General features: G+C 48.0%; 16 protein-coding genes. 2 read left to right on the top strand and 14 right to left on the bottom strand.

All coding sequences use genetic code 11. From position 1 onward, the window contains the following. Window positions 1-125: 125 nt before the first annotated feature. From MYS68_RS06570 to gltC, 7 genes are all read right to left on the bottom strand, one after another. On the bottom strand, window positions 126-1,481 hold the full coding sequence (locus tag MYS68_RS06570) for a sensor histidine kinase (protein ID WP_248925065.1): 1,356 nt from the start codon (window positions 1,479-1,481) through the stop codon (window positions 126-128). Then, window positions 1,478-2,155, bottom strand: a complete 678-nt coding sequence (locus tag MYS68_RS06565) for a response regulator transcription factor (protein WP_248925064.1) — start codon at window positions 2,153-2,155, stop codon at window positions 1,478-1,480. The genes MYS68_RS06570 and MYS68_RS06565 overlap by 4 nt, the downstream gene beginning before the upstream one ends. 207 nt (window positions 2,156-2,362) lie before the next feature. After that, window positions 2,363-3,352 (bottom strand): aldo/keto reductase, encoded by a 990-nt coding sequence (locus MYS68_RS06560; protein ID WP_248925063.1) that lies wholly within the window; start codon window positions 3,350-3,352, stop codon window positions 2,363-2,365. 1,288 nt (window positions 3,353-4,640) lie between these two features. Continuing rightward, window positions 4,641-5,648, bottom strand: a complete 1,008-nt coding sequence (locus tag MYS68_RS06555; protein WP_248925062.1) for a hypothetical protein — start codon at window positions 5,646-5,648, stop codon at window positions 4,641-4,643. Window positions 5,649-5,678: 30 nt separating this feature from the next. Then, window positions 5,679-6,113: an AAA family ATPase gene (locus MYS68_RS06550; protein WP_248925061.1), complete on the bottom strand. Its 435-nt coding sequence runs from the start codon at window positions 6,111-6,113 to the stop codon at window positions 5,679-5,681. Window positions 6,114-6,115: 2 nt separating this feature from the next. Then, complete coding sequence (locus MYS68_RS06545; protein WP_248925060.1) at window positions 6,116-6,853, bottom strand: tRNA(His) guanylyltransferase Thg1 family protein; 738 nt, start codon at window positions 6,851-6,853, stop codon at window positions 6,116-6,118. Between the two features lie 124 nt (window positions 6,854-6,977). Then, window positions 6,978-7,883 (bottom strand): glutamate biosynthesis transcriptional regulator GltC, encoded by a 906-nt coding sequence (gene gltC, locus MYS68_RS06540; RefSeq protein WP_248925059.1) that lies wholly within the window; start codon window positions 7,881-7,883, stop codon window positions 6,978-6,980. A 142-nt stretch (window positions 7,884-8,025) separates the two neighbouring features. Between gltC and gdhA the strand changes: the two genes are divergently transcribed. Both gdhA and MYS68_RS06530 read left to right on the top strand, forming a co-directional pair. Then, window positions 8,026-9,405 (top strand): NADP-specific glutamate dehydrogenase, encoded by a 1,380-nt coding sequence (gdhA, locus tag MYS68_RS06535; RefSeq protein ID WP_248925058.1) that lies wholly within the window; start codon window positions 8,026-8,028, stop codon window positions 9,403-9,405. 379 nt (window positions 9,406-9,784) lie between these two features. After that, window positions 9,785-10,501, top strand: coding sequence for an NPP1 family protein (locus tag MYS68_RS06530; protein ID WP_420852206.1), 717 nt, complete (start codon window positions 9,785-9,787; stop codon window positions 10,499-10,501). A gap of 252 nt (window positions 10,502-10,753) precedes the next feature. Here MYS68_RS06530 and MYS68_RS06525 read toward each other — a convergent pair whose 3' ends face one another. From MYS68_RS06525 to MYS68_RS06495, 7 genes are all read right to left on the bottom strand, one after another. Beyond that, entirely contained in the window at window positions 10,754-12,289 is a 1,536-nt protein-coding gene (locus tag MYS68_RS06525; protein WP_248925056.1) for a response regulator transcription factor, read from the bottom strand. 12 nt (window positions 12,290-12,301) lie between these two features. Further along, window positions 12,302-14,125: a cache domain-containing sensor histidine kinase gene (locus MYS68_RS06520; protein WP_248925055.1), complete on the bottom strand. Its 1,824-nt coding sequence runs from the start codon at window positions 14,123-14,125 to the stop codon at window positions 12,302-12,304. Window positions 14,126-14,222: 97 nt separating this feature from the next. Continuing rightward, complete coding sequence (locus tag MYS68_RS06515) at window positions 14,223-15,338, bottom strand: glycoside hydrolase family 88/105 protein (RefSeq protein WP_248925054.1); 1,116 nt, start codon at window positions 15,336-15,338, stop codon at window positions 14,223-14,225. A 92-nt stretch (window positions 15,339-15,430) separates the two neighbouring features. Further along, the gene (locus MYS68_RS06510; protein WP_248925053.1) at window positions 15,431-17,071 is read right to left on the bottom strand and encodes an extracellular solute-binding protein; all 1,641 of its coding nucleotides are present in this window, start codon (window positions 17,069-17,071) and stop codon (window positions 15,431-15,433) included. A 42-nt stretch (window positions 17,072-17,113) separates the two neighbouring features. Further along, on the bottom strand, window positions 17,114-17,986 hold the full coding sequence (locus tag MYS68_RS06505) for a carbohydrate ABC transporter permease (protein ID WP_248925052.1): 873 nt from the start codon (window positions 17,984-17,986) through the stop codon (window positions 17,114-17,116). Window positions 17,987-18,005: 19 nt separating this feature from the next. Next, on the bottom strand, window positions 18,006-18,962 hold the full coding sequence (locus MYS68_RS06500; RefSeq protein WP_248925051.1) for an ABC transporter permease: 957 nt from the start codon (window positions 18,960-18,962) through the stop codon (window positions 18,006-18,008). 322 nt (window positions 18,963-19,284) lie between these two features. Beyond that, the gene (locus tag MYS68_RS06495; protein WP_248925050.1) at window positions 19,285-23,238 is read right to left on the bottom strand and encodes a family 43 glycosylhydrolase; all 3,954 of its coding nucleotides are present in this window, start codon (window positions 23,236-23,238) and stop codon (window positions 19,285-19,287) included. Window positions 23,239-23,245 lie beyond the last annotated feature (7 nt).

The raw sequence follows: 23,245 nt of genomic DNA, 5'->3' as shown, positions 1-23,245 counted from the left end.
CATACAATTATATAAATACAACGCTTTTGAACCGCGAAAGGTTCCGGTGGACTCGTTTTTTGACGATCCGGCGCAGGTGCTAAAAAAACGGAGATGGCAGGTGCCATCTCCGATAACGTATGCGGCTAAAGTCCGCTCGGCAAGGTCACTCGAAATACGGTGCCTTGCCCGAGATCGCTTTTTACGGTAATCGTGCCGCCATGCAGATCGACGATTTTCCGCACGATGGCAAGCCCAAGCCCGTTTCCTCCGGCGCCGCGCTGGCGGGACTGGTCCGATTTGTAAAACCGGTCAAAAATACGCGGAAGCTCGTCTTCGGCAATGCCGATGCCCGTATCGCTGATGCCGATCTGCACCGAATCGAGCAGCAGCTCCAGCGAAATATGAATCGCCCCGCCCGGTGGAGTAAATTTGATCGCGTTATGCAGCAAATTGATCCAAACCTGGCTCATTTGATCTTCATCCGCCTTGATGATGGCCGGCGGCAGCGTCAGAAACAGCTCCAACTCCTTGCCTGACCACTCCGGCTCTTGGGCAAGAATGATTTTCCGGATCTGCTCGTCCAGCCGGTAGGGCTCCGCATGAAACGGATGATGCTCCGAATCGAGGGAAGCGAGCTTCAGTAAATTTTCGCTCATTCTGGACATCCGCTCCGCTTCCGTCTGGATGATCTGCAAATATTGATCGCGTTCCTCCCCCTGCAAATCGTGATAGCGGATTAGCTTGGAAAAACCTGCAATGGATGTCAGCGGCGACTGAATCTCGTGCGATACGCCGGAGACAAAATCCTGCCTCATCTGCTCCAGCTGCTTCAGTTCTCCGGCCATATGGCTGAAGCTGCGCGCCAGCTCGCCGATTTCGTCCTTCCGCTTAAGCCATCGGAGCTTCACGTCAAAATTGCCGCCCGAGATGCGCCTGGCAGCCAACGTCATCAGCCTGAGCGGCAAAACGAGGTAACGTGCCGCAACAAGCACGAACAGACTGCCGATGATAAGCGTAACCGTGAGGACAGACAGTAGTATCTGCGTAAAGCTGTCCGGCAGCTTCGGTTTGTTCAGCTGTACAAAAATGGCATAACTGCCCTCCTTCAGAGACAGCGGATAACCTACGAATTGCTTAATCGGTCCTCGGGAAAAATCACGTACGATTTGTCCGCCGAGTACCTGGCGTACCGCTTCGTTGTTAATTTCGCCCTGGTTCGGCCGCGATCCATAGCCCGTTTTGTTGCCCGACATGTCATAAAGAGTAATATAATACCCTTCGAGCCAGCGCCGACTGCGCAGATAGGAATCAGCTTCCTTCATGGTCATGGACACCAAAGTGGATGATATATCCTGAGCCGCCTTATCGAGGTTGTTTTGCATCATCGTCTCGAACCGGTCTCCGAACATGTAATTCGTTGTAAAAAAAGCGACGGTTAACCCGAGTATAACGGCCAGCAAAAAAGTAAGCGCCACCCGTAAATAAAGGGACCGGATCATGGCTTCGGCTCCAGCTTATATCCGAGCCCCCGGACAGTGGCGATCTCAAATCCCGCCGTCTGAGCCGGGAACCGCTCGCGGATTCTTTTGATATGTACGTCCACCGTCCGTTCGTCCCCCTGATAGTCCATGCCCCAGATCTGCTCCAGGAGCTGATGCCGGGTGAACACCTGGTTCGGATAACCGGCCAGCTTGTACAGAAGCTCGAACTCTTTAGGTGGGAGCTTATGGGAATTGCCGTTCTCCGCAACTTCATAGCTTTTCCGGTTCAATTCCAGCCTGCCGGCCTGAACCGTTTGCGAAAAATGGATTTTGTACCTTTTAAGCAGAGCTTTAACGCGCATCGCCAGCTCCATGGGGTCGAACGGCTTCACCACATAATCGTCGGTTCCGAGCTGAAAACCTTTGATTTTATGCGCCGATTCGCCCTTGGCCGTGACCATCAGCAGCGGCAGCTCCGGATAACGGAGACGCAGCTCCTTGCACAGCTCCCAACCGTCCATATAAGGCATCATGATATCGAGAATGACCATGTCCACGTTCGTTCGTTCCAACGTTTCCAGCGCTTCCCTCCCGTTCTCGCTATCCAAAATGCGCATATCCTCGTTTCTCAATGTAAGTCTGATGAGCTGCCGGATAAACGGATCGTCGTCGACAACCAATATTTTATTCATCGCATTTCCCCCGAAAAATGATAAAAGAAAAAGTCTTTACTGGATACAAGTATCCATTTTCATAATATCGGAGTAATTTGAACGCAATATGAACGTCAGGAAAAAAATTCGTGCGAAAACACTCTGCACCGCCATAGTTTTTTGATTGCAGAACAAAAACGCCTATCTGAATGATAAGGCGTTCTTGGCTTTTGCTATATTAAGCTGTCAACGCATCGAAATAGGGCCGACTACCGGATGAGGAACATACGGCTCTTCCAGCGAAGCCATTTCTTCGGGTGTTAACTTAATCGTAAGTGCAGCTGCCGCATCCTCAAGATGAGACATTTTCGTGGCACCGATAATAGGAGCAGTAACCGGCTCTTTCTGCAGCAGCCAGGCAAGCGCAATTTGAGCGCGGGGAACGCCGTGTTTTTCCGCTATTGCCGCAACCCGCTCCACTATCAATCGATCCGTATTTGCCATTGCATCATATTTGGATTTCTGAACTTGATCCGTTTCGGAACGATGGGTTGTTTCCGACCAATCGCGGGTCAATCTTCCCGATGCGAGAGGGCTATACGGAATCACGCCGATTTTTTCCTCCATACACAGCGGCAGCATTTCTCTTTCTTCCTCGCGGTATATGAGATTGTAATGATTCTGCATCGATACGAAGCGGGTCCATCCATGTTTCTCGGCTGCATGCAGCGCCTTCAGAAACTGCCATGCGAACATGGCGGAAGCTCCGATGTATCTTGCCTTCCCGGCTTTCACCACATCGTGCAAGGCCTCCATCGTTTCTTCGATCGGAGTGTGGTAGTCCCAGCGATGGATCTGATAAAGATCCACATAGTCGGTTCCCAATCTCTTAAGGCTTTTGTCCATTTCACTCATGATCGCTTTTCGCGACAGTCCGGCGCCATTGGGACCTTGATGCATCCGGAAATAAACCTTTGTCGCAAGGACAATTTCATCGCGACTCGCATAATCCTTCAGAGCCCTTCCAACGATTTCCTCGCTAGTTCCGTCCGAGTATACGTTCGCCGTATCAAAAAAATTGATTCCCAATTCCAGAGCTCTTTTGATAATTGGACGACTGCGTTCTTCATCAAGCACCCATGGGTGAGTCCACCGTTCCGCTACGCCAAAGCTCATGCAGCCCAGACAAAGCCGGGACACGTCCAAGCCGGTATTTCCCAGTTTCACATACTCCATATGACCGTTCCTCACCTTCTATTGGTATTTTCATTCATGTGCAGTTTAATCCCTGCTCATCGCACCCATTAATGAAGTGTGGAAACTTTGTCACATCTTCTCCTCCCCTTTGAACCCGGTTTCCTATAGTCGAGTTTACAATCTGGAGCTAACTCCAAGTCAATACTCTGAACGGAAATTTTGGGTCGGCTAAAATTTTGCCCCATTTTGTAAAGTCCAGTACTACCCCAACCTTTTTGAGATTAAGCGCGTCGGAATTGACAGCACCAACGGGCTGCACTGGTTTAATTGCAATCGAAGAACGGACTCTTCCGATACCGCTCCACGACGCTGCAGCTTATTTCAACGATTATAACGCCTTTTAAGTCTCGGGCTTTAATCGAGGAATAGAAGATATTCCGAATGAATCAGAAAACGGAGCCCTCGCGGCTCCGTTTTGGTTGTTGATTATAATAAAAACGAGTCAGTTCCTTTTCCTATTATAGTCGTGTTTTTGAAGTTACCTTTAGAATAAAACTCAGAAAATTCGTTTTGTTATTAATTTGTAATTGGGAATTATGTCCGTATTCACCGCGCAGAAAGGAATAATTTCCTCATATAGCGGAGCATGTATTCTAGAGATGTGAATTCCTTGATTGCAAGATTCACACCAAATAGCCAAAAAACCTACTCTTTTGATTTCATCACCAACATATTTATACCGGATTCTGCTTTCAAAACATTCAGGGCATGGTCCTGCACTCATGTTGTCTGTAATGGCAAATATTACATCTTTCCATGTCGATGACATTCTGTGAAACACACCTTTTATTTTACATTTGTTGGGTCAATCGAGTTCATACTTGGGTATTTTAATCTTCTAAGCTCTCCAACAATATCTCCCTCGGATTTATTAAAAATTTTCTTTTCCAATAATTTGTAAAGCAATTGACTCTCCCCATTCATCAGCTATTAAAGATGCTAAAATGATAATCTCTATAAATTAGGGATTCTGAGATCCAAAACGTCTTCACTTTAAACTTTTTAGAGACTTCCAATGGAATCTTTTGCTCGAATATAAAACAAGCATTCACATCAATAATTAAGGTCCACGGCGCTACGTATCCAACTCCCAGTGCTGAATCCATCATGACAGATGTAATTTCTTCAAAATGTAATCCATCTTTCGATTTATAAAAAATGTCCAAGAAGGTGTTTTCCTCCACATTCGTAATATCTCAAATATTAGAAAAGTACTTTCTGAAGTACTTGGATTGAAATCGGCTTTTTAAAAATAGACTGCGTGGAATCAATTAGCTTCCATCCAATTAAGGGTGGCAAAAGCATTTTCAATTATTTCCTCTCTGATTTCCTTAGATAGTTCGTAACTTCCATGCATGAATGCATAGTGGCTAACTTCTACGTTTTGACCCTGTTCCTGTAATCTACCTACTAACGAAGATAAAGCGTCAAGTGGATTTGTAGGAGATCGCAATAAAGCATCTTTTATTTCATTTAGCATTTTTTTCTGATCAACAGTTGGAAATTTCAAACAGCCGGCTGTCTTTTCTAATTGAACTTCATATTGATCATAGTGATCAATTATTTTCCAATCGGGCCACAATTCTTTTAGTTTTTCCGCTAGATCTGCAAAAACAGTTGCATGCCAAATATCAATTTGCATTTGATTGAGATCAACATGAAACCCTGAAGACGGAAAGTTGCTTGTCCATTCGTCAAAATTTATACACTCATGTCCAATAGATTTATTGCAGTTTTGGATGAGCCGCGGCCCGTTTAAGAGATACCCTTCAATACCTCCATAAAGTGGAAAAATCAGAATATGGCCGTCATCAAACTTGATACTGCCTATTGTATCCACCCAACTTTTTTCCTCAGGGGGCTCTAAATTTACCACACAAAGATCATCGTCTTTATTGGTACGCACTTTGTCTTCAGGTACTCCCACGTATGAAGCAATATCCAATATTCCATTGTAGGCCCATCGAATTTCCCAGTTACCCCAAACGGATTGCATCAAGTTTAAGAAGATTCTTCTATAAGGAATGCTCCATAACTCATCTTCCCCACCATAAAAAAGAAGCAGCTTTTTGTTTAAATCAATGAGGGCCCCACCTTCCGCCCAAATATCGTTGAGCCATCCTGAATCATCCACTTTGTTTTGCGCTTCTATAAAAGAAATTGCATTCTTTGGTCCCCAAAATAGATCTCCGGGAAGAGTATTTGCACACCAATGGTTGTAATATAGATTGTATCCATCTTCCTTTACAATTACCAAGTTGGCTCTTTGTCCCATTTTGGTTCCCTTCCAAAAAGTCTCTTTCGACTATAATTCGGCAATGTGAAATACTCCATCTTTTGAATTGACTCTGTACAATTTATCAAAACCTTCACTATAGGTTGGCATCTCCAATTTTTTAAGAGTACTCTTAATCCCAACTTCACTTACTTTTTCTTTCCCAGTCCTCATTTCGTTCCTAGATTGTGACAATTCATAATCAGGTTCAAAGTAATAACCAATCACTTTAAACTTATGCACCCTACATAAATCTATATATTTTTTCCTATCTGCTGCAGTGGGGTTCGTATTATCGATTACGAATGGCTGCATCGCCTTAATGGAGGCAGCCAGGAAGATGTCTTCACGATTTCTTGTCTTAAGCATATCCAGGTTGATCCGCATATGTGTTCTAAAAAATTTTTCTTGATAAAACGTTGATTTACCTGATGCCTGAATCCCCACAAAAATAATGCATTCCATGACTACTCATCCTTGTCTAGATATACATATTGATTGATGTAGTGCCTGTCCTTACTGAAAATCGGTGTTTCGTGGTCAACATCCCATTTACTGCGAGTCGCTTCGCCTTTTTGATAATTTTGCTTCGTGATGCATACACCTCGTTTTTGCCAAACAGGCAGGTTGTTCCAATTAATTCCTTTCTCTAAGAATAACTTATCTTGAAGTTTCTTACTATCCAATCCTTGAAGATGTTTATGAGGAAAGTTTGCTTGGGCTATCATAGAGATACTGTTTTTTGTAGCATCTTGTTGTCTCCATAGAAAATAATTAACAACTTCATCATGTGGCAGAACCCAAGCTCTGCAGTCAAACGTAGCAAAGGGTTTATCAGGATAATATGGTTTAATGACATCATTAAATTTTGCTGCTGCCATCGAAGCCGAGACCGAAACTATCTTCTGCAAATTATTTTCAAACCACGATTGAGTCGTTAATTTATCATAGTTGGTCAGCAATATGGAAATTTCATCACTCTGTTGATAGATGATCTTACATCCCATAATGTTTTGAGCCAAGTATTTCCATGTCTCCCACATCGCATAAGTTAGTTGCTCGTCAAACGGCTTTTTCATGCCACGCGTATATGTATGAAAATGACACCCATCGATCCTTAAAATGACAGGAAGTCTTCTGGGCAAGTATTGCCTAAAAGCATTTTCGTATTCCTTCATTCGATTACCAAAATCATCTTTTTTCATATTTATCTCCATTCCAATGGCATTTGTATAACTAGTGCTTCACAAGTTTATAAATATCATAAAAAAAGTTTTTTTGCTAAAGCCCTTGTGATCTCGTGCAGCTCCGTTTTGTACAGAACAACACCTACTTACTAAAATCATTGATCTGTGCATAAAACTCCAAGAGAAAGTTATAAAATAGTTGTTCAGTAGGAAGCAACTTCCGTTGAGTTGGACAAATCACACCTATCGATCGAAACACACTGGGATCAACTAACGGTATCTTCACAGTAGAGCGTGGAAAGTTATCAACCAATGTAACCTCGGGCATTAATGCCACGCCGAGACCTGCGGCAACTAACCCCTTTAAAGCATCGATATCGTCTCCCTCAAAAGCTATATTCGGTTCAAATCCAAGCTCATTGCAAGCTTGTAACGCAATCTTCCGAAAAACCGTTCCTTCAGGCAAGGTGATAAAAGGATCATCTTTCAGCTCTAGCAGTTGAATGGCAGATCGATTCGCAAACGGATGATGAATCGGCAGCAGGGCAACGATTCTTTCGGTAAATAATATTTTCCGTTTGATTTTCTTCTCTTCTTCCGGCACAGGGGCAATCATGGCAAGATTAAATTCACCATTGATCACTCCGTCGATTAAATCACGATAAAGTGCTTGTCTCATCTGAAATTTAGCTTCCGGGTACCGCTTACGAAAAGCATAGATGGCCGTTGGTAAAACATGAGCCGCCAAACTGATGGGAAAAGCTATGCGAACCGTTCCTTTTTCCGGATCCAAATACTCCTTCACTTCCCTTTCAGCCTCACCGATCATGTTCATTGCTTGCGTCACGCGATCCAGAAATATTTTGCCTATTGGCGTTAATTTGACTCTCCGTCCTTCACGTATGAAGAGATCCACCCCCAATTCGCTTTCTAAATTAAATAACTGTCTGCTCACAGAAGATTGAGCTACATGCAATGCATCGGCAGCTTCTGTAACATGTTCCCGCTTAGCCACTTCCATAAAGTATCGCATTTGTCTAATTTCCATGAGTTCCTCCTAATCATGCAAAAAACGCATCAACTTCATCGTTTTTAAATATTGGAGCGATTAATTATTTAATTATAAAATCAATCCATAATGAAAAAAAGAGTAATATCTTTTGTAGAAATGATCATAAGGGAGTGTATTCATGAAATTGCAACAAGAAGTTGAAGAAACACACACACGTTATGCACAGGATTACGTCAATCATTTATTAGAAACCGTTGTACACCGCAATCCCTATGAAACCGAATTTCATCAGGCTGTGAAAGAGGTTTTTTATTCATTAATTCCTGTGCTCGCGAAAAATCCCAAATACATCGAATATGCCATCCTGGACCGTTTGGTAGAGCCTGATCGTCTTATCACTTTCCGAGTTCCTTGGACGGATGACAACGGGAAGGTACGAGTGAATCGAGGATTTCGTGTTCAATTCAGCAATGCAATTGGTCCTTATAAGGGGGGATTGCGATTTCATCCTTCCGTAAACGCTAGTATCATTAAATTTTTAGGATTTGAGCAAATTTTCAAAAACTCGTTAACCGGACAGCCGATCGGCGGCGGAAAGGGCGGCTCCGATTTTGATCCGAAAGGAAAGTCCGAACTGGAAATTATGCGCTTTTGCCAAAGCTTTATGACAGAACTAAGTAAACATATCGGACAGGATACGGATGTTCCGGCAGGGGACATTGGTGTGGGCGCTAGAGAAATCGGTTATATGTTCGGACAATATAAAAAGCTGATCGGCGCATACGAAGCAGGTGTATTAACAGGTAAAGGGATTGGTTACGGAGGAAGTCTCGGCCGTAAAGAGGCAACGGGATATGGTGCGGTATACTTTGTCGAGCAAATGTTAAACGAAAAGGATCTCAGCTTTAACGGAAGTACCGTCGTCGTATCCGGATCGGGCAACGTTTCGATTTATGCAATGGAAAAAGCTATGCAGTTGGGTGCCAGGGTTGTTGCTTGCAGTGATTCCAGCGGTTATATCTATCATAAAGACGGAATTAACCTGGATACAATCAAACGATTAAAGGAAGTAGAAAATAGAAGATGTCGTGACTATGTACTGGAACATCCTGATGCCGTCTATACGGAAGGTTGTTCCGGAATCTGGACGATTCCTTGCGATATCGCTTTGCCATGCGCAACCCAAAACGAGATCAACCATTTGTCTGCAGAGCTGCTTGTTCGAAATGGAGTAAAAGCCATTGGAGAAGGTGCCAACATGCCTTCTACATTGGAAGCCATCGATATCTTCCTTCAACATAACGTGCTATTCGCCCCGGCTAAAGCGGCAAATGCAGGCGGTGTGTCTGTCTCAGCACTGGAAATGGCACAAAATAGCGCAAGACTGTCCTGGACGATGGATGAAGTTGACGCTAAACTGCAAATCATTATGAAAAATATTTATCGCGAAAGCATGAAGGCTTCTGAAGAATACGGCGTTCCGGGCAACTTGGTCATCGGTGCAAATATTGCCGGATTTGTGAAAGTCGCCGATGCGATGTTAGCTCAAGGCGTTTAAAAAGACCCCCTTCAAGGGAATCGACATGTCGAGATGAAGATTGCCTCTTGAATTGCATTTACTTGAAGTTCATACAAACCCAACGAATTTATAGGTATGTCTATAAATTTTTAAGGGTTTGTTTTTTTATCCATTTATAATATTCATAAAGGCACCGAGATCCTGCATGTGTACAGCTCGGTGCCTTATTTTTATTGGAAAAAGGAGAGATGAATAATGAGTTGAATTGCGGATTGCTCTCATCAGAGACTCGATAATCCGTCCCCTAGGGAAGCGTATGACTTCCCATCGGTGAGCAGGAGCGAAACCTTCCAGGGCGATACGGACAAAACCAACGCTTTACATTCTATTATGGAGGTTACTGTAAATGGCCAACAAAATAAAAACATTTACCCGTATAGTCTTGATATCTTTGGTATCATCTATTTGCCTGGTCCAAGCGGCTCAGGCAGAAGTCATCGATCACGATAAGGTTGTAGGATTCGCGGAATTAACTCCCACTACGACAACTCAAAAAGCGGCGAAGCTCTTTCAACCGACTTTGAAGGTTACGAACGGTTGTGTTCCTTTTCCTGCTGTAGATGCACAAGGGAATACAAGCGGCGGTTTAAGTCCTACCGGTGGGTCTAATGCAAATTGCAGTTCCCATATCGGACAAGTCTATTCACGTTCAACATGGTACAATGGAGTATGGGCCATTATGTATGCATGGTATTTTCCTAAAGATGAACCCTCATCGGGAATGGGGCATCGGCATGACTGGGAATCAGCCGTAGTATGGATTGATAACCCGGCAGCTGCAAATCCGAAAATTTTATCAATTGCCGCTTCCCAGCATGGGAATTTTTCCAAAGCAGCTCCAAGCAGCTCTAATACAAATGAAACTCATCCCAAAATTGAATACAAGAGCATTTGGCCGCTTAACCATGCCTTATATATTACCAGTCAATCAGGCGGAACTCAGCCGTTAATAGGCTGGGACGATTTAACTTCGGCCGCAAGAAACGCATTAAATACAACCGATTTTGTTGACGCCAACGTTCCATTCAACGACGCGAATTTTATGAATAATATTAAGAATGCTTGGTATCAGTAAATAAATACGAGCGGCCCATTCACGGGTCGCTTTATTTTTAACATACGTTCAATCATTTCAGCCTCATAAAGTAGTTCTTTTTTCTTCTCTTCCGGCTCCGATGTGCCAAATAGCTGCATAAGTTCTGTAAGTGATAATTGAAGTAATTCACGATAATGAGTCATGAAATATGAGAAACCGAAGATCCCTCTATAATCGGGAAAGACTTGGTCTATCACAGCCTGGAAATGAAGTTTCGCTTGGATATACATGTCACTGGCTAGCCATCTGCTTGCGGTATTCTTTGGGGGAGACTCCCGCTATTTTGTTGAACATATGCGTGAAATAATTGGAGTCGTTGAACCCGATGGCTTCGGAAATTTCGAATATTTTCATATCTGTGCTTTTCAGCAGAAGCTTCGCTTTCTGTACGCGCAGGTTCTGGATATAGCCGGTTACACTTTCCCCGGTTTCCTTCTTAAACAGATTGCTGAAGTAACTGGGGTTGAGATGGACATGGGCCGCCACCTCGGCCAAGCCGCATACTCCCATATATGATTCTTCAATAAACCGGATGGCCTGCTTGACCGGATTATCTTTCTTGCTGGCAAGCCAGTTATTGTGGGACTGCAGGAATTCATGGATGTATCCCTGCAGCCATACCGCAATATCCTCCGGCGTCGCACATTTATAGACAGAATCCCACTCTATGGGGCGCACGGCCATTTGCCATTCGGGAAACTGGACCTGCACCAGCCGGAGAATGGCAGCAGCCAGCAGCAGCGCTTCGATCTTGGCGGATTGCGAGGGCAATCGGCTGATCCGGACGGCTTGCTCCTGCAGCTCCCGGCTCAGCCGACTGTTATCCTCCGACATAAGCCAGGTTACAATTTCCTTCTCCTTCTCGTAAAGCGCCGTCTGATTGAGCAGTGATTCATTGGCAGAACCGTGATCCCTGTCCCCTTCCCGGCAATACCGTCTGTAGCCCTCGCGCAGCTCCCACGAGCCAGCGCATAGCCCTTGACCGCTGCATTCAAGAGCCAGCCTAAGATAATGATGGACCGAGTCAGTGAGTACCTGCAGCCATGAAGAGGATGTATCCGCCCGGGAAACACTCCGGTCCACCAATAAAGCCCATTCCGATGCGTTCAAGGGAAACAGGCGATAGCCGCCGGGAAACCACTTATTCAAGTGCTCCCCGGCAATATTGGCGAAAGCGAACGGCAAAAGCGGAACATCCTGCACGGAATAGTGCTTTTCCGGTGGGAAATAGGTAGGAATGCGGAGAAAATACAGCTCGCATTGCTTCATCCGCTTCAGCAGAGCCTCCACCTCTTCTCCGCTGCAGGGCATGCCCATCATAACCGAGCGCAGCTCGCTGTCTTCATGCTGACGCTTCCAGCCCTCTACCAAGAGCTGGGACTGGCTTTCTTCAATCAGCTGCACATAAATCCGATCGAGTACACTTAATATATCCGTTTCCACACAAGGCTTCGTGATAAAGTCCAGCACCCCGAACTTGACGGCGGACTGGGCATACGAAAAATCCTTGAATCCGGTTATAATCACAATCTTCGTCAGCCAGCCGCGGCTTCTGATTTCTTCCGCCAGCTGCAGACCATCTATATAGGGCATCCGGATATCGGTCAGCAAGAGATCCGGGACACATTTCTCCATCATTAACAAGGCGTCCCGGCCATTGGCCGCTTCCCCCGTCAACACCCACTCGGCGGACCGCTTCCCCGCCAGCTTCAGCAGCCCCTTGCGGAAGTTGGGCTGATCCTCTGCAATAAACAGTTTGCCCTTCACCCGTTCCCCTCCTCACAACTCCCCAGATGTTTGGGTTCTAATAGGAAGTGCCATGTGAACAACCGTTCCTTTCCCTATGCCACTGGTAATTTCCACTCCATAAGCGGGTCCATACACCAGTTGAATGCGCCGCAGCACACTTTTGTAGCCGATTCCCGTCTTATTGCCGTCAGGCAGATCAGCCTCCGCCTCTGTCAAGGTTCTCAGGGTTTCTTTATCCATGCCGCATCCGTTGTCAGCCACCTCGATATGCAGCGCCTCATTTAACATGAACGCTTTAATCCGTAACACCCGATCTTTCTCCATATCACGGAAAGCGTGCACAAAAACATTTTCCACCACCGGAAGCAAGAGGGATCGCATCATTCGCAGATTCAGCAGGGACTCCTCAACTTGAATCATAGTTTCAATCTCGCCGGTGAACAGCTCTGTCTGGATCTTGATGTAATTGCGGATCTGATGCAGCTCTTCGCCAAGAGTTGTATCCGTCTGGACAGACTTAAGGGAATACTTCAACATCTCCGAGATGGCATTGATCAGAAGCGCCGCCTCCTCCTGGTCGTCACTATACAGCTTCCAATACAGCTCATTGAACAGGTTGTGCAAATAATGAGGGTTCAGCTGTGCCTGGATGGCCTTCAGCTCCGATTCCCTCTGGCTGATTTGAGCCAAATATACCTTATTGATCAGCTCGCTCACTTGCTCCGCCATGCTGTTGAAGCTGTCTCCTATGTAGCCCAGCTCATCGCCGGAATCCACTCTCACACGGACCGTGAAATCGCCGGAACGCAGCATACGCAGTCCCTGCATCAGATGGGCCAGAGGAGTCAGGAGCGTCCGTGTGGAAATCGTAATAAGCAGTGCACTGAGCAGGATCACGCCGATTCCGGCAAATGCCAATACCTGGATGATGTCTTTATTTTTCCTCTGTATCTCCTGCAAGGAAGCCCCTCCGTATAGGGTAAAACCTGACGGAATCAGCTCGTGGCGGATAAACAGATAGGTGATGCCATTCATATTGACATAACGGGGATAATTTGCCTTTGTCAGCTGCAAAAGTTGCTCCATCTCGCTCTGGTCGGTATTGGAGTAGAGCATACCGCCCGTAGGCTCCAGCAGCAGCACCTTGCCGCTGCCGTTCCCTGTAAGATCCCGCAGTACCTTGGATACCAGGCTTTCCTCCATCACCATCACCATGGTGCCGTACGGGATCAGCTTCTCATTGAGCATCCGTCTGGCAGCAACCAGTACCGTTCTGCGGCCGTCCGGATCAATGGTGCTGGCCGCCTCGGCCCGGCCCCAGACCATATTCCCCCGATGGGGCTCAAGCTTTTCCATCATCCTGGTTAAGTCATCCATACCCGGCTCTCCCGATGCGCCGGTTTTAGAGAGTACCGTCATCTCCCCGTTCTCATTGTACAAGAAAACGGAACGGATAGACGGAGCATCCACCAGCAGCATATTCAACTGCTCTTCCACATACTTGCGGTTCTTGAATTGGGTGTAGGAATCGCTTACGGGAACGATGTTCTCCCTGAGGAACTGTTCGATGTACGGATTCAGGATAATGGATTGGGATACCCGGTTGATTTCCTGGAAGGACATCTCCAGTCTGGCCAAAGACTGTTCGTTGGCGATGGAGAACTGCTTGCTGATTTCATCCTCCATTAACTGGATATTTGACCGGTAAACCATCCAGCCTGCCAAGGCAAAGGCAATTGTTACCATACACGAGAGCAGCACGATCAGTTTGATCTTGAAGCTGCCCTTTATTTTTCCGGTTATAACCCCCGGCCAGCTTGTCGGATGCAGTCGGCTCCCCCCTTTGAATTTCATATTGTATTATAAAACGCTTCTTTCCACGCAAACAAGGTTTTCGTTGTACCTATCTGTGTGGAAGGAAGCGCTCACGTCCCGGCCCGGTTTACCCGTATTATATTATAGCTTCATACAAGGCGATAAGAGCAAGGGACTGTCCGTATGCCATCGGCATGATGGCAATGTTTTTATAATGGTCTTTATCCATTCCCATACCGGTTCCGGCCGACACATTCAGCACAGTTCCATCCCCGCTGATATTTTGACAAACCGCCTGGATGGCCTTGTCTGCAACAGCCTGATAGGAGGAATCCAGAATACCGGTTTTTATGCCTTTTAGGATACCCGCGGCAATTGCGGCCGATCCGGATACCTCTTCATAGCTGGCCCGGTCTTGCAGGACTGTGTGCCAGAGACCGGATGCGGCCTGGAGCGAAACCAGTGCATTGACCTGAGCCTTATACGTATCAACCAGAAATTGACGGACGCCCGGGTTCATCGTATCCTGGCAAGTTTCCAGGTAATCGACGAGGCCGTAGGTGAACCAGGAATTGCCGCGGCACCAGAAGATGCTGCCGAAATTATCGTTGCGCTCGAAACTCCAGCCGTGGAAGAACAGCCCGGTATGTTTGTCGAACAAGTACTTGATATGGAGCAGAATTTGGTGTACTGCTTCTTGCTCCCACTCCGGCCGGTTGAACTTGCGCCCCGCCTGGTTCAAAAACAGTACCGCCATGAAGAGCGTGTCAATCCATAACTGCCCATTGTGCAAGTGGATTCCATCCCGGTTGCCAATGGCGGTGACTGTATGCTGGAAGCCGCCTTCTTTGGTTTTGGGCAGCTCATGAACGAGCCAGTCTGCGTGATTCCGGCATAGCTGTTCGAGCTGGCTCGAAGGCTCAAGCTGATCCAAGAGCAAAATCAGAGCCAGATATGGGGCGGTCGTATTAATGTTTTTTGACGGCAGACCCACCTCCAAATTGCGGGAATACCAGTTCTGAAAAAACGCTATATAACGGTGATCGCCGTAATACTTCTGCAGCTTGTACAGACCGTAAAGACCGACGCCCTGGGGCCAGTCCCATTCTTCAATTCCGAAATCCCGTTGGACAATCCCTTTTCTTGTATCGGCCTGGGCCACGGCTTTATCCTTTTCATAGTCGCTGCCGCCCAGATTCATAAGCTTGTCCACGACCAGTCCGATTTTTTGATGCAGCACTTCATTTGTCATGATTCATATACTCCTTCTCTATTAAAATGTTGCTAAAGCAAACTTGGCCCGGCGTTTGCCGAACCAAGTCCGCATTCATCCTATTTTAGCCCTTACTTGTGTTGGGAGCGGACCAACTCCAGAATATCTTTACCCAGGAAGGCTCTGTCCTTATTTTCTTTATACCAGGTATTCATGAATTCCTCGATCTGTTTGCCGCCACCTCTCTCCCAGGCAGCTTTGGCATCTGCAACGGCCTGCTCGGGGGTATATTTGGCTCCGCCGATAATGCCTTTGGTATAGATGTCCTTGATTTCCTTGTCGACATTGGTATTAATCACCACCAACTCGCTCGGCAAGGTAGGCATATGCTCATAGTGACTCAGCGCGGGATACTGGGCCTCGGGATTAAGCAGAAACTCGTCGGCTTTCTTCAGCATGTCCAGACCCGCCTTCTGGTCAGGATCACTCACGTCGAACGCAGTGGTGGAAATCAGAAGCGGATTCTCGGGGATCGAGTAGAACATGGAGTAGTCCGCAGCCCAATCCAGTTCCTTGGCATTTTTTGCTGGATCAATGACCTTGGGAAAACCGTCCGCACCTTTTTTCCAATGCTCTCCCTCAATTCCTTTTTTCAGAATCAGACCGGTCTCCGGCTTGAGGATGAAGTTAATATATTCCATAGCAGCCTTGGGATTTTTGGCCGCGGCATTAATCACCGTGGTCATTTGAACCGGATTGACCACATGATGAACGAATTGCCCCATGGGAGACTTGGGCTGCGCCATCGGTGCGATCTCCGCCTCCGGAACAACCTTGCGGAGCGTTTTGACGTCCGTTACCGTACTCTCAAACCAGTTGGTGATAGCAGGAGGAAGATACACGCCTATTTTTCCGTTCAAATAATCCTGCTTGGCTTTGGCTCCGTTCTTGTCCGCCAGGTAATCCTTATCGATTAGCCCTTCCTCAAATAACCTTTTCTTGAATTTAAGAGACTCCAGCGTATTATCCCAACTCCTGATAATTTTGTCATCGTTGGAGATTTTCCAGCCGTACGAGCCGAACATAGAATCCACCATGCCGTCCGAGGTGTAGCTCATATTGGTTCCATAAGTATCCTTCTTCCCGTTGCCGTCGGGGTCCTGCTCAACGAATGCTTTCAAAACGACAAGCAATTCGTCGGTGGTCTTCGGAACCTCCAGCTTCAGCTTTTTCAGCCAATCCATCCGGATAAAGGCTACACTTTGCAGATGGGGCTCATTAATTTTGCCGATTTCGTAAAGCTTGCCATCCGGCTTAGTCCCTATTTTGCGAAGTTGGGGGTACTTTTCCAGCAGTTTCTGGTATTCAGGCGCATATTTCAAGTAATCGTCCAAAGGCAGCAATTGCTTCTGCTGGTAAAGGGAATTCCGGAACCCCGTATCATAATCATTGACAATATCCGGTGCACTGCCCGATGCGAACAACACATTCAGCTTCTTGACTGACTCTGCCCGGGCCACCGGCACATACATGGCCGTAACGGGAGAATGCTCATTGATCCACTTGGTCCAACGGTTGTCTTCAACCGTTCCCTCCGCTGCAGGAATATTGCCCCTGTCATAGTTGGAAACGGTAATTGTGGCTTTTGCTCCGGCTTGCCCCTCTGTCCCCTCTTCCTTTTGACTGCAACCGGTTGCCCCTGCTGCCATAGCCGCTGACAGTCCCAGTGCCAACGTGATCTTCATTTTTGGTGCGGATGTTTGTCCAAACATGTGGAAGCCCCCTCAATCTATGATTTGATCTCGTTATTGCCGCTAACCCTTGATAGAACCAAGCATAATGCCTTTGACAAAATACTTCTGCAGGAACGGATATACCACCAGCATGGGCACAACCATAACCATAACCCCAACCGCTTTCAGCTTCTCGGATACCATTTCCTGCTGCTGCATCATATCCATGGCCGACACATTGAAGTTCCCCTGTATTTGCAGCATCCCCTGAACGATAACAGTAAGATTTTGCAAATTCGTCTTATTGATGTAAAGAATAACGCTCATGAACATGTTCCAGTAGCCCACCCCGTAGAATAACGTCAGTGTAGCCAGCATCGGAAGAGACAAGGGCAGTATAATGCGCATGAGCAGTTGGACCTCGCCGCAGCCGTCAATCTGGGCGGAATCCACCACTTCTCCCGGGATGCTCTCAAAATAGCTTTTCATAATCAGCATATTATAGGTGCTGATCAGCCCGCCAAACCAAAGGGACCAGTAAGTATTGGTCAAATGCAGGCTGTTCATGACCAGATAAGTAGGGATCATGCCTCCGCTGAAGAGCATGGTGAACAATGCGGCCGTTGTGATCGGCTTGCGGGCGTAGAGGTAACGGCGCGATAAGGGATAAGCCGTCAGCACCGTGGCCAGCATGCTCAAGGCTGTTCCGCATAAGGTGATGATTACGCTGTTGGTAAAAGCGCGCAAGGCCGGCGTATTCTCAAAAAAGTATCTATAAACGGTAAAATCAAGCCCCACCGGCCAGAACCAGACTTGACCCAGGTCAACCGCATGCCCCGAGCTTACGGAGAGCGCAAGCAAATGCAGGAAAGGTAGGATGCAGGTAAGCGAAATGATGATCAATACCAATTGAATAAAGATTACAAAAGTTTTTCCCCCTATGGAATCCCTCAAGAGGATTTCCCTCCTTTCTTCAGAATAATCCCTGATCGAATTTACGGGCCAATGCATTGGCCGACAGCACAAGCACCAGGCCGACAAAGGATTCAAACAAGCCCATGGCTGTGGTTAGTCCAAACTGGGCCTGCTGCAGCCCCACTTTGTACACGTAGGTGCTGATGACCTCCGCTTTCTGCATGACAGTGGGATTCTGCAAATTGTAAACCTGATCAAACCCTACTTCCATCAGACGGCCCATTCCAAGAATCAGCAGCAGGATAATCGTAGGACGGATGCCCGGCAAGGTGATATGCCAAATCTGCCTCAGCTTGCCTGCGCCGTCCATCCCCGCGGATTCGTACAGGCTGGGGTCAATACCGGAGAGAGCGGCGAGATAGATAATGGCGCCGAAGCCCATCTCCTTCCACATGCCGGAACCGATAAAGATGGCGATCCATGAGTTTGCGCGGTACAGGAAAGGCACCGGCTCCATCCCCCATTGGCCCAGCAGCTTGTTGATGGTGCCGCCATCGATGGAGAACAGGGTCAGGATAATGCCTGCAACGATAACCCAGGACAAAAAATGAGGCAGATAAATAATGGTTTGAATCCAGCGCTTCAGCCAGCTCTTCCGGACCTCATTCAAGGCAATGGCGATAATAATCGGCGCAGGGAACCCGAAGATCAGGTTCAGAATGCTCAGGGTAAGGGTATTCCAAATAATTTGCAGCGTGACGTTGGACTGGAACAAAATCTCGAAATATTTCCACCCCACCCACGGACTTGACCATATGCCATCGTGAAAATTGTTGTTCTTGAATGCGATCACAAGACCGCCCATAGGCAAGTAGCGGAATATCAGATAATAAAGCACTCCTGGTATAAGCATGACAAATAGCGGAATATTTTGCCGAAACCGCTTTGTCTGGTAAAAAGCCTCTTTGGCTGCCGGTGTTCTATCCGTTCCTACGGCGGCAGGCGTTGTTTTCATAGCTCCCCCTTCTTTCCAGCTGAAAGTGTTTGTTGGATGTGATGCTTATAATGTACCGCGGTTCATCCATTCCAGGCCTTAAAAATCTTTAGGTCTTTCTGTGCGATTTTTGTTTCTCCTTCAAGCCAGCAGGAGTTTCCCGGATTCACCGGACCATTTAAGCCGGGAGCGTAAGGCAAAAAACAAGGAGCCGGGCGGATGTTCCCGCTTGGCTCCTTGTTTTTTGCCTGCGTTCGCAAAGCTCCTGCCACTGCTGCTTGCATCAGTCTGTCCGGCATAACGGTGCAGAACAGTAATCAGTTGTTCCCGGGTAATGGAAGCTTCAGGGTGTAGTTGGGATAGTGAGATTACTGCCGCCAACTTGGGTATCTGTGCCGCTTTTACCGCTGTCCTTTTGATATACACCCACACTAACAACACAAGAAGCTGTGTAGCCGCCGTCATTAGTCGTTACAGTAATAACTGCTGTACCTGCGGCATGAACGGTTACATGCCCATGTCCATCCACGGTAGCTACAGCCGGATTGGAACTGCTCCAGGTCACCGTCTTGTTGGCTGCGTTAGCGGGTGCCACATTGGCGTTAAGCTGGACAGTCGAAGCCCCATGGTTGGTATATCGTTGGGCGGTGGTCATCTTAAGGCTCACACCCGTCACATGGACTGGTCGAGTCCCCGGATTTTCCGAATCCGTGTACAAGCTTACGGTTACTGTACATGTATCGCTGTAACCGCCGTCTTCCGTGGTTACCGTAATAACAGCTGTACCTGCGGCATGCACCGTCACAAGCCCATTTCCATCCACGGTAGCTACTGCCGGATTGGAACTGCCCCAGGTCACCGTCTTGTTGGCTGCGTCAGCGGGTTCTACATTTGCGGTAAGCTGGACCGTCGAAGCCCCATGATTCGTATACAGTTGGGCGGTGGTCTGATTCAGGCTCACCCCGATGACATGCTGAGTATAGACTGCAATGGTCAAACCCACAGGGGGACTAGCTTTATGGGTATCCGTCTCAGAGTAACGAACCCAATAAGTCCCGGGAGAAAGATTGGCGATGGTATCCCCTTCGACCTTCAACCAGGTGCCCCCATTGTCGGAGGACCATTCCATGAGAGAGTTGACCCCGGTGATGCGTCCGTCCTTAGCCCCAACAGCTGTTTCATTGGTGGTCTCGAGCCCCTCGGGCGCAGACTTCGGTCCTCCGATAACCATCGCTTTGAAATCGTCAAAGTCGATGGAGGCGTTGGCATAGCCATCGATGCCGAACCGCTGGGCTGTCAGCTTGTCGCCGCCCGTGTGGCGGAAGTTGTAGTCCGTGGCCACCTCTACATCGTCTATATAGACGGTATACGTCTTGGCGTCCCAGTTTGCCACCATTTTGATTTTGTACCATTTATTTAACTGAGAGTCTCTGACTTTGACCTTAGTGGAAGGCCCATTCTGGACTATAAATTTACCCGTATCAAAAGCCGTGACCATGGAATAATTACCAGTGCCGCTGTCATTTCGCACCATGGCGCCATTGGCGTATTGGAAGCTGGTGTTTAACCTGGCGCGGTATTCGATGACGATACGCTGACCTGCCGCAGCCTTTACCTCGCCAGCATACGGCAGCAGCAGGTTTGCCTTGCCCGAAGTAGCGGTTGTGGTCAGCCGTAGAAATTTATTCCCGGCCTCCTCCTGTACCGTGGCAGTAGCGCCATTGGTCAGATCCTCGGTGATAAAGCCGTAAGGGTACTTGCCAACCGTATCGCCGGAGAAATCCCGGTAAGCGTTATAGATTACGCCATCCCGAATGCTGTTCAGCGAACCTAACAAAGCTGCTTCCGCTTGAGCAAGCTTATCCAGCTCCTCGTCAAACTGCTCTTTACTCAGATCGGCGTTTACAGCCATCTCTTCCGCCTTGTTCACTTCGGCCACGAACGCATCGTACTTGGATTGGCTATAGTTGCCAAGCCCGTCTCCCAAAGGATAGGAGAAATTCGCCAGCTTGCTGCGGAGTTGATTCACAATCTCATCGAGGCCCCATCCCGGAATAACATTTACGGCAACGGTGGAAGGAAAATCACGGCCGTCCAGCTTTAGTGTGACAGGCACCTGAACAGTGCCCAAGGAGCTGAAATCAAGTCCCTCCGGCTCCCAGCTGACAACCTCTGCCTTCTTCGACTGGCCGTTGTAGACAACATCAACAACGCTGGGCTGCCTAGGAGCCACTCCGGAAGGAATCTTCACTACGGAAGCAACCTGAACCGCATCGGAAGCTGCAATAACGGTCAAGCTGAACGCTGCTTTCTTGCCGTTGTATTCGGCTGTAATAAGAGCTGTGCCCGGTTTAGCCGCATACACCGATTGGGTCACGGAAGCCGATTCCACCCTGGCCACCTCAGGATCGCTGCTGGTATACTGGGCAGCCGCTGTCACATTCTGCATCTCATAATTGTTATAACGTGCCGTTACCTGCAAAGGTCCGCTTGTCTGCCCGATAGTCAGGATGCGGGGCAAGCCGCCGATGGCAACGGACTGCACCGCTTTAGGCTCCGCTGCAACGGTAACCGTGGCTGTAGCCGTTTTCCCGTTATATGTGGCGGTGATGGTGGTACTGCCCGCACTTACAGCCTTAACCCTATTTCCTCCGTCAATAACGGCGACCTTCGTATCGGAAGAACTGAAGATGGCTCCTGTGTCTACAGGGGCATAGGTAGTTCGTGTTACGGTATACAGAGGCAAACTGCGGCTTTCACCGAGCCCCAACGTGTACCCCGGGGCATCGAATAACATTTCCGATGCATCCAGCTTAAATATATCCATGCTGTCGATTTCGGCAAGGTTGTTCCCCTTCGAGAAGCGGAGAATATTGTCGCCTTCCCTTAGATAAACTTTCGCCGTCGAGAGCCCCCAACGATTCAGACCGGAATAGACAATGTTCAAACTGACGCCAGAGCTTCCGTTGACCGACAAAATATGGGAGGCATCAGCCGCATTGGGCGAGCCGTTGGCATTGCGCACGGACAGCATATAAAATCCCGCCTCAGGCACGTTTACGGTAAACTGGGCATAATCTTTGGCGTTCTTGATATTGGCGATTTTCATCCCGCCGGAAGCAGTGCTTTCCAACCGGACAGCGGGAGAAGTTTCACCGCCCGGCTCCTTCACCAGCAGCGCGTTTTCCGCTTCATAGCGCTTCCGCAGCGGCTCGCCCGAAGGCTTGGCTATCGGAGTATTCGGATCGGCCGGCTCCCCCAGATTCGGCGTATTGTCTGCGTTCCAGGTGAATTTCTGCGTGTGGACTTTGCGGGTCCATCCCGAGCCCGGCCAGCGGGCGGCATGGTAGATGATCCAGTCCTCTGCGCCATCGGGGGACGTGACGATGCTGTGGTGGCCCGGGCCGTAAACGCCATTGGCGCTGGAAAAGATCGGCTTGTCTTTTTTCACCCACGAGCCGGGATTCATCAAATCGTCGCCGATCTTGGCCGTGATCAGCCCGAGGCAGTAACTGTCTGTCCAGCTTCCGTTTGCGGAATAGATCAGATTGATCGTGTCGCCCTTGATCGTGACTTCGGGGCCTTCATTGATTCTGGCCGGGGATGACTCCCAATCATATTCAGACGTCGAGAGCAATACCCGTTCCGAGCTGATGGTTCGCGGATCGCTCATCTGCGCAATATATAAATTTTGGAAGCTTCCGTCCGTTTCTTCCCAACCGGACCAGATGAAATAGTGCTTCTCATTTACTGTCAGCACCGTGCCGTCGATCGCCCAACGGTCGGTCGAATCGGCAATCTTCCCTTTGAACACCCAGGTGCCGGTCAACGGATTTTCACTGGCGTTCTCCAGCACGTACATGCGGTGATTTGCGTTGGTTCCGTTGTCAGCCGCAAAGTAAATAAACCATTTGAATTTGCCGTCGGTATCCTTGAGATAATGCATTTCCGGCGCCCACACATTGGAGCTGTACATGGTGCCCTTAACCGGCGACCAGGCCAGGCTCCTCTCGCCCGCTTCGATGCCGCTGATAGTCTTCGCTCTGCGGATCATGATGCCGCTGGAGTTGGCAAATGCGTTGTAATAAAAGCCGTCCGTGTGCTTGTAAACCCAAGGATCGGCTCCTGTCTGCATGATGACATTGTAGAAATCCGACACATTCTTTTCCCCCTGCACAGAAGCCGAATCCGGCTTAGCTGGCGTCGACTCTGCCGTCGCAGCCACTCCGCTCCATTGCAGCAGCATCAGCAGCACTGCGAGAGCAAGCAGATAATGTCTGAATTTTTTTTTGATCATGTGCAAT

This window comes from Paenibacillus hamazuiensis, assembly GCF_023276405.1.
GTDB classification, from domain to species: domain Bacteria; phylum Bacillota; class Bacilli; order Paenibacillales; family NBRC-103111; genus Paenibacillus_AF; species Paenibacillus_AF hamazuiensis.
The sequence above is the reverse complement of the archived record's forward strand: the minus strand, read 5'-3'. Positions and strand labels throughout refer to the sequence as shown.